A 16,651-nucleotide genomic window follows, 5' to 3' on the forward strand; every position below is an offset into this window, starting at 1 on the left:
CGGCCGTTTTCGGGCATAGTCCGTCCGGCCGGTGCCGTGGCGGCCGCGCGGTGCGTTAGAATTCCCGTCTCATACAACGATTTTCCAAGTCCTCCCATGCTCGACATCCAGTTGCTGCGCAAAGACCTCGACGGCGTCGCGAAGCGCCTCGCCGATCGCGGCTACACCCTCGACATCGCCGCGTTCTCCGCACTCGAAGCGGAACGCCGCGCGATCCAGACCCGCACCGAAGAGCTCCAGGCGCGTCGCAACAGCCTGTCGAAGCAGATCGGCGCGATGAAGGGGAAGGGCGAGGACACGTCGGCCGTGATGGCCGAGGTCGGCGGAATCGGCGACGAGATGAAGGCGGGAGAAGCCAAGCTCGGCGACATCCAGGCGCGCCTGTCCGACCTGATGCTGGGCATGCCGAACGTCGCGCACGAAAGCGTGCCTGTCGGCAACGACGAAGCCGATAACGTCGAGGCGCGCCGCTGGGGCACGCCGCGTCAGTTCGACTTCGAGGTGAAGGATCACGTCGATGTCGGCACGCCGCTCGGCCTCGATTTCGAGACGGGCGCGAAGCTCGCCGGCGCGCGCTTCACGATGCTGCGCGGCCCGATCGCGCGCCTGCACCGCGCGCTCGCGCAGTTCATGATCGACACGCACACGCAGCAGCACGGCTACACCGAGACGTACACGCCGTACATCGTGAATCCGGAGATCCTCTACGGCACGGGCCAGCTGCCGAAGTTCGCGGACGACATGTTCCGGGTCGAGAAGGGCGGCGCGGAGAACACGGTCACGCAATACCTGATCTCCACGTCCGAGATCTCGCTGACGAACACCGTGCGCGAGTCGATCGTCGATGCGTCCGCGCTGCCGATCAAGCTGACCGCGCATTCCCCGTGCTTCCGCTCGGAAGCCGGTTCGTACGGCCGCGACACGCGCGGGATGATCCGCCAGCATCAGTTCGACAAGGTCGAGATGGTGCAGGTCGTCGCGCCGGAAACGTCGTACGCGGCGCTCGACGAAATGGTTGGCCACGCGGAGGCGATCCTGCAGAAGCTCGGCCTGCCGTACCGCGTGATCACGCTGTGCACGGGGGACATGGGCTTCTCGGCCGCGAAGACGTTCGACCTCGAGGTGTGGCTGCCCGCGCAGAACACCTATCGCGAGATCTCGAGCTGCTCGAACACCGAGGCGTTCCAGGCGCGCCGGATGCAGGCGCGTTTCCGCAACGCGCAGGGCAAGCCCGAGCTCGTGCATACGCTGAACGGTTCAGGTCTCGCGGTTGGCCGTACGCTCGTCGCGGTGCTGGAGAACTACCAGAACGCGGACGGCTCGGTCACGGTGCCGGAAGTGCTGCGTCCGTACATGGGCGGCATGGAGCGGATCGACGCGCCTGCACGGGCGTCGTGAAATCGGCAGCCGAAGCCCTCGCAAAAAATTTTCGGAAAGGGCTTGTCAGCTCAGAAAAGATCGTTTTATAATCTTTTCTTTCCCGGACGTGACCAACCGGGAAATGCAGTAAAACGGAGAGGTGGCAGAGTGGTCGAATGTACCTGACTCGAAATCAGGCGTACGGTTTCCCCGTACCGTGGGTTCGAATCCCACCCTCTCCGCCAGAATACGAAACCCCTTGATCCGGAAGGATCAAGGGGTTTTTCGTTTTGGGTCTGCGGCGCGTGCATCGATTGCCGTACCTTTCTTCCTCGCGATCATGCGGCGGCATGACGACCTCGCCGAATTCATCACCTTGTTCGCTTCGCACTGCTTGTCGTGGTCTTCGTCTCGACAACGTTTCCGTCACAAAGCGCAGTCGTTCATTTCGGCATCGCCGATCCGTACGCGGCGTCGACCGTGTCCCGCTACGGCCTGCTACGCCACCCGTCTTCGTCGCTTTCCTCAGTTTTAAGCCTTCTCGTCCTGCGCCGTTAACACGGTGCGGCGGCCGGCGCACGTGCCGAGCCGCATCGTCCCCCGTCGATTGAAGGTCCCATGAAGCTGAGCTACAAGATTCCCCTCGCGTTCGCCGTCGCGCTGCTGCTGATGTTCGGTGGCGCGCTGTACGGCATCCACATCCTCAACCGGTCGATCGGTACGTTCGCCGAAGACGTGCAGACGAACGTCGGCGACGAACGGCTCGTATCGGCCACGCTCGTGCAGTTCAAGCTGCAGGTGCAGGAATGGAAGGACACGCTGCTGCGCGGCAAGCAGCCCGACAAGCTCGACCGGTACTGGCAGGCATTCCAGACGCGCGAGCGCGCGGTCGATTCGCTCGCTGCTCAGCTCGTCCGTCAGTTGCCGCCCGGCGAGAGCCGCTCGCTCGTCGAGCAGTTCATGCGTGCACACACGGCGATGGGCGACGGCTACCGGCGCGGCTTCGACGCGTTCAAGGCAGCCGGCTTCGAGCCGTCGGCCGGCGATGCTGCCGTCGCAGGCGTCGACCGCGAACCGGCGGCGCTGCTGGAGCGGGCCGCGAAGTCGATCGCCGACGAGAGTGCCGCTGTGTCGGCGCAGGCGAGCCGCGACGCGCAGCATGCGACCATCGCGAGCCTCGCGCTGATGCTGGTCGTGCTCGGCGTCGCGATGGTCGGCGCGTTCCTGTTCAGCCGTGCGATCCTGCGTCCGCTCGACCGTGCGGTGGCGTGCGCGCAGGCCGTCGCCGGCGGCGACCTGACGCGCAACGTCGACGCGACCGGCCGCGACGAGATCGCCGATCTGCTGCGTGCGTTGCAGACGATGCAGACGAGCCTGTCGGGCGTCGTGCTCGAAGTGCGGACGCATGCCGAAGCCGTCGCGACGGCGAGCGCGCAGATCGCGTCGGGCAATCACGATCTGTCGTCGCGCACCGAATCGCAGGCCGCGTCGCTCGAGGAGACGGCAGCCAGCATGACCGAGCTGACGGGCATCGTGCGCCAGTCGGCCGAGCACGCGCAGCACGCGGCGCAGCTTGCGCGCGACGCATCGAATATCGCGTCCGCGGGCGGCGGCGTGATGACGGACGCCGTGCACACGATGAACGGCATCGCCGACAGTGCGGCAAAGGTCGGCGAAATCATCGCGGTAATCGACGGCATCGCGTTCCAGACCAACATCCTCGCGCTGAACGCGGCCGTCGAGGCGGCCCGTGCGGGCGAGCAGGGGCGCGGCTTCGCGGTCGTCGCGGCCGAGGTGCGCACGCTCGCGCAGCGCAGCGCGTCGGCCGCGAAGGAGATCAAGGGGCTCATCGAGCAATCGACGCAGCGGGTCGACGAGGGCGCCGTGCTGATCGGCCGCGCGGGCGAATCGATTCACGAGATCGTCGGCGCGGTGCAGCGCGTCACGACGATCGTCGGCGAGATCTCGTCGGCGTCGCAGGAGCAGAGCGGCGGCATCCAGCAGGTGAACGTCGCGGTCACGCAGATGGACGAAGCGACGCAGCGCAACGCGGCGCTCGTCGAGCAGGCCTCGGCCGCGACGCAGGCGCTGGCCGAGCAGGCGAGCGCGCTGCGGCACGCGGTGGCCGTGTTCAGGCTGCCGGAAATGGCGTGACGGCGTGGCCGTCGCGCCGGGCTCCGAAAGAACCGGATGTCGGCGCGGCGGCGGCTTTCAGCGGCGCGCGACGTGGCGAGCGCGCATCGATTCCCGCCGGCCCGTCATCCGAAATCACGCCGCGGCCGAATACTGCGCGAGCACCCTGGCACGAATCGACGGCTTGATGTTCGATTGCGCCATGTCGCCGCCATAGTGTGCGACGACCCGCGGATTCATCACGCGATACCAGAGCGGCGGCACGTACGCGAACAGGATCATCGTCGCGTAGCCGGCCGGCAGTTGCGGCGCATCGTCGAAATGGCGCAGCGCCTGGTACGAGCGCGTCGGATTCGCGTGGTGGTCGGCGTGCCGCTGCAACTGGTACAGGAACAGGTTGGTGACGACGTGATTGCTGTTCCACGAATGCTGCGGCGTGCAGCGCTCGTAGCGGCCGCTCGGCAGCTTGCGGCGGCCGAGCCCGTAGTGCTCGACGTAGTTCACGACTTCGAGCAGCGATGCGCCGTAGACGGCCTGGATCACGAGGAACGGGATCGCGACCTTGCCGGCCATCGCGATCGCGATGCCCCACACGACGACGGTCATCGCCCATGCGTGCAGCACCTCGTTGCGCCAGGTCCACGGCGCATGCCCGAGCCGCTCGAGGCGAGCCTTTTCGAGCCGCCATGCCGAGCGGATGCTGCCGGTCACGGTGCGCGGCAGGAACACCCAGAACGACTCGCCGTAGCGTGCGCTCGCCGGATCCTCGGCCGTTGCGACGCGCACGTGGTGGCCGCGGTTGTGCTCGACGTAGAAGTGGCCGTACGCGACCGGCGCGAGCGTGACCTTCGCGAGCCAGCGTTCGAAGCGGTTCGTCTTGTGCCCGAGCTCGTGCGCGGTATTGATCGAGATGCCCGTCGCGGCGCCGAGCGACAGCGCGAAGCCGACGTAGTCGTACCACGCGAGCGTGTGCGTGCCGACGATCCACACGCACACGAAGAACGCGACGTATTCGACGAGCGTCGCGAGATAGACGATGAAACGGTAATAGCGCTCCCGTTCGAGGTGCGGTACGACGGCTTCGGGCGGATTGTCGCGATCGTCGCCGATCAGCGTGTCGAGGATCGGGATCACGCCGAACGCGAACAGCGGGCCGAACCACCAGAACACGTGAAGGCCCGTCGACAGCGCGAGCTGGGCGGAGAGGATCGGCAGCGTGATCGTCAGCGCGCCGAGCAGCCACAGGTAACGCTTGCCATCCGACCAGCCCGAAGCCGATCCGTCGGTCATTGCCATTGTCTCCCTCCAGTCGGCCGGCCCGAGGGCGACCGCATGCACGGTTGTTCGAATCGTCGTTGGTCCGCGACGCGCGCGCGGCGGCACCGGATCGTCGCCCGGTTCTGCCTGTTATACGACCCGTGCGCACGCTTTCCAATCCCCGGCGCTAGGCGCGACGCTCCAAACGGCGGGCTGCGTGCGACGCATGCCGGGAAGCGCCGGCGCGCGCTGATTGAAACATGCACGCGAAGCCGGATCGGCCCGCGCGACACGCGTGTTTGTCAGACGAATGGTGCGGCTTGACGAGAGCCGGCGCCGGCTCCGCAGCTTCACAACAAATGTTGCGTTGCAATAAATGGAGTGGTGCGGGTACCGACGGCGGCGCTTTTTGGGTTGCGTATATTACGTGGCATTACGGCATTTCCGGAGAAACGCGAAGCGGCCCGAAATGCGATTGCCACGCATCGCAAGGCGAACGGAGCAGTGCGTCGAGCGACAATGCAGCGGCTGCCGTTTGTCGGCACGTATCGGCACGCATCGATACACCGATGCTGCACCTGCACACCGGTTGGCGCACGCCGCTGCTGGCGGCGTCTGCCGGCTTTCGATTCGCGCCGCCATTTGAAAATTACGATTTGACTCATGCCCCGCTTTCGGTTGAAGCTACTAGCTTGCTGTCCGAAGGGGGCTGTGCCTGCATGAGTTCGACCTTGACCGTTCGTCGTATCGTTGCCGACCAGGGCGGCGTGTATCGCGAACTCCGCGCCGCATCGCTGCGTGAGCCCTACGCGCCCGGCGAAGCGCCGGAGGCCGAATTGCTGAACGTCGAAACGGACGCTGCGTCGGCGATCGCCGCGCAGCGCGCCGTGTCCGACGAGTCGACGACTTTCCTGCTGTACACCGAAGGCCATCCGGCCGGCATGATCGGCGCGTATTTCGACAACACGCCCGATCGGCGTGCGTTCGTCAGCGAACTGTGGGTCGCGCACGCGGTGCGTCATCTGCGCGGCGGCGTGCTGCTGCTGGAAACGGCCACTGCCTGGCTTGCCGAGCGCGGCGCCCAGGAGGTCTATGCATGGATCTCTGATGCGAACCGCAACGCGATCCGTTTCTACGAGCGCGCGGGTTTCGGCAACACCGGCGAACACGCGCCGATCGCGCGGATGCCCGGCGCGATGAAATCGCTGTTCGTGTCGCAGGTGAGGCACTGACGTGACGCCCGCGCGGCGCGATGAAGGCCTGGTCGCCCGCTTGCCTGCCCGCCTGCCGGTTGCGCGCCCGCCCTGGCCGTCGCAACCCGGTGGCCCAAAAATAATGGCCGCGCGCGTGGACGCCTGTAAAATACGCAAAAAATTTTTGCAGAGTGTCCATGTCGCTTAAAAAATCGCCATTCTTCGAGCTGCGCAGCGGATCGGTCGATACGTTGCTGTTCACCGTGAAGACGACCGATCTCGACGCGTTGCGTACCGAACTGGTCAAGCGCTTCGAAGCGACTCCCGAGTTTTTTGCCGACGATGTCGTCGCGATCGACGTCCGCCGCCTGGCGGAGGGCGAACGTGTCGCGCTGGCCGATATCCGCCAGATGCTGAACGACGTGCGGATGCGCCCGGTGGGCGTGGTCGCATTGGCAACGCAGGGCTGGGCGGGGGAAGCCGGCCTGCCGTTGCTCGAGGCGCGCGATCGCCGTGCGCCGGCCGTGAAGCCGGCCGAGGGCGCGGAAGCGTCGCCGGTCGCCGAGGCCGTCGTCGCTGCAGCTGCCGCGGCTGCGCCCGAGCAGGCGTCCGAGCCGGCGCCGGCATCGGGCCAGACGGGCGGCCAGACACTCGTGATCGACCGGCCGTTGCGTTCGGGGCAGCAGATTTACGCGAAAGGAGACCTCGTGGTGCTCGCGCCGGTCAGTCACGGCGCGGAGATCATCGCGGAAGGCAATATCCACATCTACGCGCCGTTGCGCGGCCGCGCACTCGCGGGCGTGCACGGCAATCACGACGCGCGCATTTTCTGCACGTGTCTCGAACCGGAACTGATTTCGATCGCGGGTATCTATCGAACAACCGAGAACCCGTTGCCCGCCGAAGTACTGGGCAAAGCGGTGCAGATCCGGCTCGAAGAGGAAAAACTGATGATCGAACCGCTGCGCCTGACGTAATGCACGCGGTGCGCTCCGGATCGATCGGCTCTCATTGACGAACACAGGGTATTGGGTAAATGGCAAAAATCATCGTGGTGACCTCGGGCAAGGGCGGCGTGGGCAAGACGACGACGAGCGCGAGCTTTGCGTCCGGTATCGCGCTGCGCGGCCACAAGACGGCCGTGATCGACTTCGACGTTGGCCTGCGCAACCTCGATCTCATCATGGGCTGCGAGCGTCGCGTCGTGTACGACCTCGTGAACGTGATCCAGGGCGAAGCGAACCTGAACCAGGCGCTGATCAAGGACAAGAAGTGCGAGAACCTGTTCATCCTGCCGGCGTCGCAGACCCGCGACAAGGATGCGCTGACGCGCGACGGCGTCGAGAAGGTGCTGAACGACCTGGTCGCGATGGACTTCGAATACATCGTCTGCGATTCGCCGGCCGGTATTGAAGCCGGTGCGCTGCACGCGATGTACTTCGCCGACGAAGCGCTGATCGTCACGAACCCGGAAGTGTCGTCGGTGCGCGACTCGGACCGCATTCTCGGCATCCTGTCGTCGAAGACGAAGCGTGCGACCGAAGGCAAGGATCCGATCAAGGAACACCTGCTGATCACGCGCTACAGCCCGAAGCGCGTGAGCGAAGGCGAGATGCTGTCGCTCGAGGACATCAGCGAGATCCTGCGCATCAAGCTGATCGGCGTGGTGCCCGAGTCGGAAGCCGTACTGCACGCATCGAACCAGGGCCTGCCGGCCGTGCACATCGACGGCACCGACGTCGCCGAAGCGTACAAGGACGTCGTCGCACGCTTCCTCGGTGAAGACAAGCCGCTGCGCTTCACCGATTACCAGAAGCCGGGCCTGCTGCAGCGCCTCTTCGGCAGCAAGTAACGGAGGCCGCCCATGTCCATCCTTTCGTTTCTCCTCGGCGAGAAGAAGAAGTCCGCATCGGTCGCGAAGGAGCGCCTGCAGCTCATCATCGCGCACGAGCGGGTCGGCGGCCGGCCGCCGGCCGATTACCTGCCGGCGCTGCAGAAGGAGCTGGTCGCGGTCATCTCGAAGTACGTCCATATTTCGAACGATGACATCCGCGTGAGCCTCGAGCGCCAGGACGATCTCGAAGTCCTCGAAGTGAAGATCGAGATCCCGCAAGCCTGACCGTTGCCTGTCCCCCCGCACGGCGGCGCCCGCCGCCGTGCGCGTCTTACGCCCTGTTGCACTTTCGGGCACGCCGTAACACGGCGTCTGTCGGCCGTTATCGGTCCTCCCGCATTGAACGAATACGCTCGCGTTACTTGTTCAACCAGGAGGTTGTGATGGCTGTCTCTACCGTTCAACGTCGTATCGTTTCGCTCGCGCTGCTTGCCGCGGGCCTGTCAGCCGTCGTCGCGCCGTTTGCCGCGCATGCGGACGAGATCATCGTCGGCGCACCCGTGATCGCGCCGCAGGGCCGCGTGGTCATCGCCGAGCCGGTCGCCGTTCGCACCGAGGAAATCGTCGTCGTCGCGCCGAATGCGCCGCCGCCCGTGCGCTACGAGGTCGTGCCGACCACGCGGGTAGGCTATGTGTGGGAACGCGGTCACTGGCACTGGGACCATGGACGCTACGTGTGGATCGGCGGGCACTGGGAAGCCGAGCGCGTCGGCATGCAATGGGTACCGGGCCACTGGGACCAGCGCGGTCCGAACTGGTTCTGGACCCGTGGCCACTGGGCGTGATGGAGGCGCGTGATGAAAAGAACCGCAATCGCCATCGCGTTCGTCGCGATCACGCTGGCCGGGTGCATCGTCGTGCCGGCGCGGCCCGTCTACTACCGGCCGGCACCCGTCGTCATCTACTGAGCGTCGCGCAGGCCGGGCTGCGCCGGGCCGTGCGTGCTGGCCGCAGCCGGCCCGTCGTCGTGCGGAACCGGCGCGTGTGCCGCGCCTTCGCCCGGTGCTGGGGTGGCCGGCTCGTCGCTGTCTTCGTCGCGCAGCGTGTCGAGCGGATCGGCGGGCGCAGCGGTCGCATCCTGCGGCGCGGTGACGCCGGTCGCCGCCGCCGCGGTTGCCGCGGCCGGTTCCGTGGCCGCGACGGGCGGTGCGAGATAGCGCTGGGCGAGCGTTTCGTAGAGCGGCGGCGCGAAAAAGCGCGACACGCGGCTCGACACCAGCGCGGTGGCCATCAGCGAAATCACGAGCGCGTGGCCGTTGATCATCTCCATCACGATCACGAACGACGTGATCGGCGACTGCGTGACGGCCGCGAGGTAGCCGACCATCGCGAGCGCGATCAGCATCGGCAGGCTCATGTTGCCGAACACGATGTGCAGCAGGTTGCCGAACCCGGCGCCGATCGACAGCGACGGCGCGAAGATCCCGCCCGGGATGCCCGGCAGGTAAGACGCGACCATCGACACCATTTTCAGGAACGGGTAGAACACCGACAGCTGCTCGCGGCCGTCGAGCAGGCCGCGCGCCTCGGCGTAGCCGCTGCCGAACGTCGTGCCGCCCGACACGAGGCCGACGACGGCGATCACGAAGCCGCACAGCGCGGCGAACGCGATCGGCCGCTCGCGATACAGGCCGAGCAGTTGCGCGGGCAGCCAGCGTCCCGTGTTGAGCAGCAGCCAGCAGAACAGGCCGCCCGCGATGCCCGTCACGATCGCGGTGACCAGCACCGCGAGCGCCAGCAGCTTCGGGAAATGGGGGCCTGCATCGATCGTGCCGAAATAGGTATAGTTGCCGTTCAGGCCGAGCGCGACGACGCCGGCGAGGATGATCGCGGTGATCAGCACGCCGCTCGCGCGCGCGGAGAAGCTGCGGGTCAGCTCCTCGATCGCGAACACGATTCCGGCGAGCGGCGTATTGAACGCGGCCGACAGCCCGGCCGCCGCGCCGGCCAGCACCAGTTGGCGTTCGATCTGCGCGTTCGAGCGAGGGTAGAATTGCCGCAGGTTGAACATCAGCGCCGCGCCGACCTGCACGGTCGGCCCCTCGCGACCGATCGTGAAGCCGCCCAGGATGCCCAGGAACGAGACCAGCACCTTGCCGAACAGGATACGCAGCGTCAGCAGCCGGGCGCCGAACGCACTCGGGCGCGCATGCAGCGTCGCGATCACCTGCGGGATGCCGCTGCCCTCGGCGCCGCGGAAGAACCGGCGCGTGATCCACGCCGACGCGGCGGCGATCGCCGGCGTCAGCAGCAGCGGCAGCCACGCGGCGTGATCGCGCATCGTGCGGAAGGTTTCGTAGCCCCAGTCGATCAGCCGCGCGTAGAGCACGGCCGCGAGGCCGACGACAATCGCGCCGAGCCAGAAAACGCCGTACTGGCGCCAGATTCGCAGCGAGCGGCGGGTGAGGGCGGGAAACAGCGCGGGAAGGGCGGGGCGTGGCATCGGCGAGGGCCGGAAGGCAAAGATCGAATTATAAAAAGGAATCGGGGCCACGCCGTGGCCGACAGCGTTTCGCAAGCTTGTAGCATTTTGTTGCAAATGTAATCCAGGAGTAATGTCCGCGGCGGACATCCGTCGTTAGCATCCCCAAATGGCTGGCTCTTCCCCTCAAACGTGAAACGCATCCTGATCGTAAAAGTGACGTCGCTCGGCGACGTCGTCCAGACGCTGCCCGTGGTCGCAGACCTGCATCGCGCCTTTCCCGGCGTGACGGTCGACTGGGCCGTCGACGAATCGTGTGCCGAGGTCGTGCGCTGGCATCCGGGCGTGAGCACCGTCCTGTGTGCACCGCTGCGCCGCTTCAAGAAACTCCGGAATGCCGGCGACCTGAAGGCGATTTCGGCGTCGATCGGTGCGTTGCGTGCGCACCGCTACGATGCGGTCATCGACCTGCACGGCGTCTACAAGAGCGCGATCATTTCGGCGCTGGCGCGCGCCGCGCGCCGCGTCGGCTACCAGACGCAGGATCTCGGCGAAACGGGCGCACGCTTCGCGTATTCGCATCGCTTCGGCCCGCGGCCGGACTGCGACGCGTGGCACGGGATGCGCGTGAGCGCCGGCGAGGCGCTCGGCTACGTGCCCGAGGGCGTCGCCACGTACGGCGTCGTCCCGCCGCAGGACGCGAGCCTGCCGGCCGCCGTGACCGACGGCGCGCCGTTCATGCTGCTGTTCCATGCGACGTCCAATCCCGACAAGAAATGGCCGGCCGACCACTGGGCCGCGCTCGCCACGCAGATGATGGCGCGCGGCGTGCGCGTGCTGTTGCCGTGGGGATCGGCGGCCGAGCATGACGATGCGCAGGACATCGCCGCGCGGGCGCCGGGCGCGGTCGTGCTGCCCGCGATGACCGTGCGCGAGCTCGGCGCGGCGCTCGGCCGGGCCGCGCTCGTGGTGGGGGTCGACACGGGGTTCGTGCACATGGCGCACGCGCTGCAGCGGCCTACCGTGATGATTTTCGTCGCGACGTCGCGCCACCATTGCGGCATTGGCGGTGCACCGAATGCGCTGTCGATCGGCGAGCCGGGCACGATGCCGTCCGTCGAGCAGGCGCTGGACGCGATCGATGCGGTCGGCCCCGCCTACGGCGCGTTGCGCGCGCGGCTGACGGCCTGACGCAGCGGGGCAGGCTGGTTCAGGCGAGCAGCGCCTCGACCGTGATGACGGCGGCGACGGCCGCCAGATTCGCCAGTAGCGCCTCGAACAGGAGGCCGCGCCACGTTTTCGGCCGGAAGCGCAGTGCGAGCAGCAGCGCGCCACCCAGCGCGAGCGCGAGGATCAGGACGAGATCGGCATTGCCGAGGCGGATGTTCATGGCGGCGGCTCCTTCGGGGCAGGATCCCGGGGGCGCAGCGGCGCGCCCAGGATCGAGTATAGGCAGCGCCGGCCGTCGCACAACCCGGGCCGCCCCGGAGTCTCAGACGAGCGACGCGTCGCGCGTTTCGCGCATCAGCAGCACGCCGACCAGGCTGATCGCCGCCGCGATCGATACATAGCCGCCGACCCACGACAGCCCGCCGCGCGCAGCCAGCAGTTGCGCGATATACGGCGCGATCGACGCACCGAGGATCCCGCCGAGGTTGTACGCGACGCCCGCGCCCGTATAGCGGACGTTAGTCGGGAACAGTTCCGGCAGCAGCGCGCCCATCGGCGCGAACGTCACGCCCATCAGGAACAGCTCGATCGTCAGGAACAGCGCGACGAGCGGCATCGAGCCGCTGCCGAGCAGCGGTTCCATCGCGAAACCCGACAACAGCGCGGCGATCGCGCCGACGACGAGCACCGGCTTGCGGCCGAAGCGGTCCGACGCCCACGCGGAAAGCGGCGTCGCGAGCCCCATGAACACGACCGCGAAACACAGCAGGCCGAGGAAGCTCTGGCGCGGTATATGCAGCGCCGACACGCCATACGACAGCGAGAACACGGTCGAGATGTAGAACAGCGTGTAGCAGACGACCATCGCGAGCGCGCCGAGCAGCGTCGGCTGCCAGTGTTGCGTGACGAGCGTCGCGACCGGCACGCGCACGCGTTCGTTGCGATCGAGCGCTGCCTGGAACGCGGGCGTTTCGGTGATCTTCAGCCGCACGTACAGGCCGACCGCGACGAGCACCGCGCTGACCAGGAACGGGATGCGCCAGCCCCAGCTGCGGAACTGCTCGTCGGACAGCGACAACGCGAGCGCGAAGAACAGGCCGTTCGACATCAGGAAGCCGACCGAGGGCCCGAGCTGCGGGAACATCCCGAACCAGCCGCGCTTGCCCTGCGGCGCGTGCTCGGTCGCGAGCAGCGCCGCGCCGCCCCATTCGCCGCCGAGGCCGATCCCCTGGCCGAAGCGCAGCACGCACAGCAGCACCGGCGCGAGCGTGCCGATCGCGTCGTAGCCGGGCACGAAGCCGATGGCGGTGGTGGACACGCCCATCACGAGCAGCGACGCGACGAGCGTCGATTTGCGGCCGATGCGGTCGCCGAAATGCCCGAACAGGAACGAGCCGATCGGGCGCGCAATGAACGCGATGCCGAACGTGACGAATGCGGACAGCGCCTGCGCGGTCGCGGAGCCGTGCGGGAAGAAGACGGGGCCGATGACGAGCGCGGCGGCCGTCGCGTACACGTAGAAATCGTAGAACTCGATCGCGGTGCCGATGAAGCTCGCGAACACGATGCGCCGGTGGCTGACGGCGCCGGCCGAACCGGTTGCGTGTGCAACGGCCGGGGGGGATGCGGACATGGATGTCTCCGTTTTGTCGTTGGGGCGGTCGGCTGTGCGTGCGGTCGGGCAGGCGGACGCCTGCCGGGAGCAGCCGAGCGGATGATGCGGGTGGCGGCGTGGACGCGCGCCGTGGCGCGGACGTCACCCGCCGGCCGACGATGGAGACGGGTAGGTCGCCGCCGCCCGGTGCCGGCGTGGTCGGCTCGTGTGCCGGGTGGGGCGCGCGAGCGTGCGCGGCGTGATGGCCGCGCGATTGCGGAAAATTATAGCCAGCGCCGCCGCACACCGGCAATCGCGGCGCGGCGGGCGGGCGGTCAATCGAGCGATTGCGCCTGCGCGGACGCGGTGCTTTGCAATTGGAAATGGCCGTCGTCGTTGAAGAGCCAGCCTTCCAACATTTCGATCTGGCCGTTGCCGTCGAGCAGTCGCGACGGCGGCGCCGGCAGCGGCGCCGAGCGGCGCAGCGACGCGAGCGCGAGCGCTTCCGCTTCGCTGTCGCCGTTGCTGCGATAGATGGAGGCGTTGACGAGGTGGCCGTTGCGATCGACGGTGAATGCGACGACGACGAGCGAACGGAGCATCGCCTGCGGAGTGCCGCGCAGCATGCCGGACGGATTGCGTTCGGCAACGCGTTGCGCGATCTCGACGCGATACTGGTCGCGACTCGCGCTGCGCGTGATCGATGGAATCGTCAGGATCGAATGCAGCGACGGCGGCGGCGTGATCGTGCACGCGGCAAGCATGGCGACGACGGCCAGCGCAGCAATACGCAGCCGGTCGACGCGCGGACGGAGAAGGGGGCGCATGGGAGATAGCCAGAAGTGACTATAAAAAAATGATAGGCGCATGCACGCAAGCCGATATCGGGAGAAACGCATAACGCGCGATGCCGGGCGTTGCGATCGCTGATGATGACGGCCGGGCGCCGCACCGCAGTCGCGATGTGACGTGACATGTGACAGCGCGCTCGACCGGCTCGCGTTGCGGCAGCGCATGCGCGTGCCGGCGTGCGTGTTGCAAGGTTGAAAGCTTGAAAGGCGCGACACGCGAGTTACGCGAGTTACGCGCAGGCTCGCGACGAGCGTCCGGCCGCGCGCAGCGGTCGCCGAATGCGGCACCGCGACCGACGTCCGCGCAATCGCATGCGATGCCGTCTGCCTGGTTCAGAAGCCGTGCGTGACGAGCGACAGGACCGACAGGTCGGGGTGCGTACCGTCGATGATGCTCTTGCCGATGTGCACGGCTTCGTGGACCGCCTCGTCGATGCTCGCGAAGCTTTCCTCGCCGTCCGCGTGGAACGGCACCGCGTGGCCGGGCAGTGCGGGATTCGCGCCCGGATGGCACACGTAGCCGGTGTAGGTGTAGCGCGTGTCGTTGCCGGGCGCGGTGGCCGGCACGACATGGATCTCGAAGCCTTCGTAATCGACGTGTTCCGTCGATGTCGACAGTTCGGTCATGGCGATCTCCGTGTGCCGCGCGCAGGGGTGGCGCGTGCGGCATCGACTACGCGGCGGCGGTCGTGTCGCCGTGTTGAACGAATTCTAGGTGATCGCGGGGCGGGCCGGGAGACTGCCGGCACGGTGCGCCGGCGGCCGTTACGCGGATTCGGTTGTGCGCTGCCGCGAGCGCACGTTCCGTGTCGACTGACGGGCTCGCGCGCGTGGCTGCGTCATTGTTTGCAGCGCGCGTCCTTTCGCTGCACGACGACGATTACCGGATACTTCTGGCCGTGGTCGAGCTCCACGCGTGCCACGACGGTCAGTGTCGCCGGATCGGAATCGTCGTATACGCTGACCTGTTCGTTCCGGAGGTAGGTCACGCCGGTGCAGTTCGACGTACGTCCGTCGTCCGACACCTTGCACTGGAGATCGTTGTCCTTCAGGTAGTTGTAGGGTGACGGGCTTGCGAGGTATTCGCTCAGGCCGCGCGGCGAGCCGCCGACGCCGGTCACGTACGCGATCGCGCACGACGCCTGCGCGTCGCTGCCGGAGGCGGTGTCGGCCGCAGCGTGCGTGCTGACGGCAGCCAGCATGGCGACGAGCGACGAGGCGATGAAGGGTTTCATGACGAGGGTTTCCCGTTTCACGAATCGGAGCGCGGGATTGTAACGGCATCCGGCGCGACGCGTCGGAACGTGGGGGAGGGGCGTGCGGACAAACAAAAACCCCGTCATTCAGCGAATGGACGGGGTTTGGCGAACTTGCTGGCGGAAGCGGTGAGATTCGAACTCACGGACAGTTTCCCGTCGCTGGTTTTCAAGACCAGTGCCTTAAACCGCTCGGCCACGCTTCCACGCGAGGCGGCATTGTAACCGAAATGCCGCGCCTGTCGACCGGAGTAGGCACTTCAGTGCCTACTCCGGTCCCATGCTTCGCATTCATCGCATCAAGCGTCGCGCAGGAACAATTCCTGCAGGTCGTTGAGGAAACGCTGGCCGAGCGGCGTCGGCGCGATCTGCGCGAAATCGCGCGCGATCAGCCCGCGCCGTTCCGCTTCCTTCAGCGCCGGCTCGATCGTGCTCATCGGCAGGCCCGTGCGTTCGGCAAAGCTGTGCACGGGGAAGCCCTCGACGAGCCGCAGCGTGTTCAGCATGAACTCGAACGGCAGGTCGCGCGTACCGACTTCGCGCTCTTCCTGCACGGCCGTGCCGGCGATCGCCTGCTCGATGAAGGTTGCCGGATGCTTGTAGCGTGCCTGCCGCAGGATCCGGTTCGGGAACGACAGCTTCGTGTGCGCGCCCGCACCGATCCCGAGATAGTCGCCGAAGCGCCAGTAGTTCAGGTTGTGCTTGCACTGGTGATTCGGCTTCGCGTATGCGGAGACTTCGTAGCGCCCGTAGCCGGCCTCGGCCGTGCGCGCGTGGATCCATTCCTGCATGTCGGCCGACGCGTCGTCGTCGGGGACGACGGGCGGGAACTTCGCGAACAGCGTATTCGGCTCGAGCGTCAGGTGATACAGCGACAGATGCGGCGGCGCGAACGACAGCGCAGTCTCGATGTCGGTGCGGCATTCGTCGAGCGTCTGGTTCGGCAGCGCGAACATCAGGTCGAGGTTGAAGTTGTCGAAGTTCTTCGCGGCGATCTCGACGGCCGCGCGCGCCTGCGCGGTGTCGTGGATCCGGCCGAGCGCCTTCAGGTGCGCCTCGTTGAAGCTCTGGATGCCGACCGACAGCCGGTTCACGCCGCTCGCGCGGAACTGCGCGAACTTCGCGGCCTCGAACGTGCCCGGATTCGCCTCGAGCGTGATCTCGGCATCGGCGTCGAGCGGCAGCAGCGCGCGTACGTCGGACAGCATCCGGTCGAGGCCGGCGGCCGACAGCAGGCTCGGCGTGCCGCCGCCGATGAACACGGTATGCACCTGCCGTCCCCACACGAGCGGCAGCGCCTGCTCGAGATCGGCACGCAGCGCGTCGAGATATTCGGTTTCCGGGAACCGTTCGCCTTTCCACTCGTGCGAGTTGAAATCGCAGTACGGGCACTTGCGCACGCACCACGGGAAATGCACGTACAGCGCGAGCGGCGGCAGCGACGTGAGCCGCACCTGCCCGGGCGACGTGAACGTCGCGACGACGCGCGCGCCGGTTTCCGCGGCCTGGCTCATGCGGCCTC

Annotated in this window: 16 protein-coding genes and 2 tRNA genes; 9 read left to right on the forward strand and 9 right to left on the reverse strand. The window is 67.1% G+C overall.

What is annotated here, in order from left to right; genetic code table 11:
- Positions 1–96: 96 nt before the first annotated feature.
- The 3 genes from serS to R9B84_RS04850 all read left to right on the forward strand — a co-directional run bounded on the left by serS (position 97) and on the right by R9B84_RS04850 (position 3,513).
- Positions 97–1,398 carry a serine--tRNA ligase gene (gene serS / locus R9B84_RS04840; protein ID WP_217588141.1) on the forward strand — a complete coding sequence of 434 codons (1,302 nt, stop codon included), beginning with the start codon at positions 97–99 and terminating at the stop codon, positions 1,396–1,398.
- A 115-nt stretch (positions 1,399–1,513) separates the two neighbouring features.
- Positions 1,514–1,604: transfer RNA gene (locus R9B84_RS04845), tRNA-Ser, on the forward strand.
- A gap of 373 nt (positions 1,605–1,977) precedes the next feature.
- Positions 1,978–3,513: a methyl-accepting chemotaxis protein gene (locus R9B84_RS04850; RefSeq protein WP_423759417.1), complete on the forward strand. Its 1,536-nt coding sequence runs from the start codon at positions 1,978–1,980 to the stop codon at positions 3,511–3,513.
- Between the two features lie 114 nt (positions 3,514–3,627).
- On the opposite strand, the gene R9B84_RS04855 is transcribed toward R9B84_RS04850, so the two are convergent.
- The gene (locus R9B84_RS04855; protein WP_423759418.1) at positions 3,628–4,788 is read right to left on the reverse strand and encodes an alkane 1-monooxygenase; all 1,161 of its coding nucleotides are present in this window, start codon (positions 4,786–4,788) and stop codon (positions 3,628–3,630) included.
- Between the two features lie 530 nt (positions 4,789–5,318).
- Between R9B84_RS04855 and R9B84_RS04860 the strand changes: the two genes are divergently transcribed.
- From R9B84_RS04860 to R9B84_RS04880, 5 genes are all read left to right on the forward strand, one after another.
- Positions 5,319–5,981 (forward strand): GNAT family N-acetyltransferase, encoded by a 663-nt coding sequence (locus R9B84_RS04860; RefSeq protein ID WP_423759962.1) that lies wholly within the window; start codon positions 5,319–5,321, stop codon positions 5,979–5,981.
- A gap of 158 nt (positions 5,982–6,139) precedes the next feature.
- A complete protein-coding gene (gene minC / locus R9B84_RS04865) occupies positions 6,140–6,919 on the forward strand; it encodes a septum site-determining protein MinC (RefSeq protein WP_423759419.1) in 780 nt (259 codons plus the stop codon).
- Between the two features lie 59 nt (positions 6,920–6,978).
- Positions 6,979–7,794, forward strand: coding sequence for a septum site-determining protein MinD (gene minD / locus R9B84_RS04870; RefSeq protein ID WP_034182973.1), 816 nt, complete (start codon positions 6,979–6,981; stop codon positions 7,792–7,794).
- 12 nt (positions 7,795–7,806) lie between these two features.
- On the forward strand, positions 7,807–8,061 hold the full coding sequence (minE, locus tag R9B84_RS04875) for a cell division topological specificity factor MinE (protein ID WP_006486661.1): 255 nt from the start codon (positions 7,807–7,809) through the stop codon (positions 8,059–8,061).
- 158 nt (positions 8,062–8,219) lie between these two features.
- On the forward strand, positions 8,220–8,621 hold the full coding sequence (locus R9B84_RS04880; protein ID WP_423759420.1) for a YXWGXW repeat-containing protein: 402 nt from the start codon (positions 8,220–8,222) through the stop codon (positions 8,619–8,621).
- 116 nt (positions 8,622–8,737) lie between these two features.
- Here R9B84_RS04880 and R9B84_RS04885 read toward each other — a convergent pair whose 3' ends face one another.
- Positions 8,738–10,279: a chloride channel protein gene (locus tag R9B84_RS04885; protein ID WP_423759421.1), complete on the reverse strand. Its 1,542-nt coding sequence runs from the start codon at positions 10,277–10,279 to the stop codon at positions 8,738–8,740.
- 171 nt (positions 10,280–10,450) lie between these two features.
- Here R9B84_RS04885 and waaC point away from each other — a divergent pair, with 171 nt between their 5' ends.
- Positions 10,451–11,449: a lipopolysaccharide heptosyltransferase I gene (waaC, locus tag R9B84_RS04890; protein WP_423759422.1), complete on the forward strand. Its 999-nt coding sequence runs from the start codon at positions 10,451–10,453 to the stop codon at positions 11,447–11,449.
- 19 nt (positions 11,450–11,468) lie between these two features.
- On the opposite strand, the gene R9B84_RS04895 is transcribed toward waaC, so the two are convergent.
- The 7 genes from R9B84_RS04895 to hemW all read right to left on the reverse strand — a co-directional run bounded on the left by R9B84_RS04895 (position 11,469) and on the right by hemW (position 16,643).
- Positions 11,469–11,648, reverse strand: coding sequence for a hypothetical protein (locus R9B84_RS04895; protein WP_047900066.1), 180 nt, complete (start codon positions 11,646–11,648; stop codon positions 11,469–11,471).
- Between the two features lie 102 nt (positions 11,649–11,750).
- Positions 11,751–13,061, reverse strand: a complete 1,311-nt coding sequence (locus R9B84_RS04900) for an MFS transporter (RefSeq protein ID WP_423759423.1) — start codon at positions 13,059–13,061, stop codon at positions 11,751–11,753.
- A 296-nt stretch (positions 13,062–13,357) separates the two neighbouring features.
- Positions 13,358–13,849, reverse strand: coding sequence for a TonB family protein (locus tag R9B84_RS04905; protein WP_423759424.1), 492 nt, complete (start codon positions 13,847–13,849; stop codon positions 13,358–13,360).
- Positions 13,850–14,206: 357 nt separating this feature from the next.
- On the reverse strand, positions 14,207–14,500 hold the full coding sequence (locus R9B84_RS04910) for a hypothetical protein (RefSeq protein ID WP_262541676.1): 294 nt from the start codon (positions 14,498–14,500) through the stop codon (positions 14,207–14,209).
- A gap of 212 nt (positions 14,501–14,712) precedes the next feature.
- A complete protein-coding gene (locus tag R9B84_RS04915; protein ID WP_423759425.1) occupies positions 14,713–15,108 on the reverse strand; it encodes a hypothetical protein in 396 nt (131 codons plus the stop codon).
- A 139-nt stretch (positions 15,109–15,247) separates the two neighbouring features.
- Positions 15,248–15,335: transfer RNA gene (locus R9B84_RS04920), tRNA-Ser, on the reverse strand.
- A 93-nt stretch (positions 15,336–15,428) separates the two neighbouring features.
- Positions 15,429–16,643, reverse strand: coding sequence for a radical SAM family heme chaperone HemW (hemW, locus tag R9B84_RS04925; protein WP_423759426.1), 1,215 nt, complete (start codon positions 16,641–16,643; stop codon positions 15,429–15,431).
- Between the last annotated feature and the right edge of the window lie 8 nt (positions 16,644–16,651).

It is taken from the genome of Burkholderia sp. NLJ2, assembly GCF_049487195.1.
In the GTDB taxonomy this organism is placed as follows: Bacteria; Pseudomonadota; Gammaproteobacteria; order Burkholderiales; family Burkholderiaceae; genus Burkholderia; species Burkholderia pyrrocinia.

Coding starts and splice junctions, on each gene's coding strand:
- serS (WP_217588141.1), top strand. CDS start 97: ATGCTCGACATCCAGTTGCTGCGCAAAGACCTCGACGGCGTCGCGAAG.
- R9B84_RS04905 (WP_423759424.1), bottom strand. CDS start 13,849: ATGCGCCCCCTTCTCCGTCCGCGCGTCGACCGGCTGCGTATTGCTGCG.
- hemW (WP_423759426.1), bottom strand. CDS start 16,643: ATGAGCCAGGCCGCGGAAACCGGCGCGCGCGTCGTCGCGACGTTCACG.
- R9B84_RS04880 (WP_423759420.1), top strand. CDS start 8,220: ATGGCTGTCTCTACCGTTCAACGTCGTATCGTTTCGCTCGCGCTGCTT.
- R9B84_RS04910 (WP_262541676.1), bottom strand. CDS start 14,500: ATGACCGAACTGTCGACATCGACGGAACACGTCGATTACGAAGGCTTC.
- minE (WP_006486661.1), top strand. CDS start 7,807: ATGTCCATCCTTTCGTTTCTCCTCGGCGAGAAGAAGAAGTCCGCATCG.
- R9B84_RS04885 (WP_423759421.1), bottom strand. CDS start 10,279: ATGCCACGCCCCGCCCTTCCCGCGCTGTTTCCCGCCCTCACCCGCCGC.
- minC (WP_423759419.1), top strand. CDS start 6,140: ATGTCGCTTAAAAAATCGCCATTCTTCGAGCTGCGCAGCGGATCGGTC.
- R9B84_RS04915 (WP_423759425.1), bottom strand. CDS start 15,108: ATGAAACCCTTCATCGCCTCGTCGCTCGTCGCCATGCTGGCTGCCGTC.
- R9B84_RS04850 (WP_423759417.1), top strand. CDS start 1,978: ATGAAGCTGAGCTACAAGATTCCCCTCGCGTTCGCCGTCGCGCTGCTG.
- R9B84_RS04900 (WP_423759423.1), bottom strand. CDS start 13,061: ATGTCCGCATCCCCCCCGGCCGTTGCACACGCAACCGGTTCGGCCGGC.
- R9B84_RS04860 (WP_423759962.1), top strand. CDS start 5,319: ATGCTGCACCTGCACACCGGTTGGCGCACGCCGCTGCTGGCGGCGTCT.
- R9B84_RS04895 (WP_047900066.1), bottom strand. CDS start 11,648: ATGAACATCCGCCTCGGCAATGCCGATCTCGTCCTGATCCTCGCGCTC.
- R9B84_RS04855 (WP_423759418.1), bottom strand. CDS start 4,788: ATGGCAATGACCGACGGATCGGCTTCGGGCTGGTCGGATGGCAAGCGT.
- minD (WP_034182973.1), top strand. CDS start 6,979: ATGGCAAAAATCATCGTGGTGACCTCGGGCAAGGGCGGCGTGGGCAAG.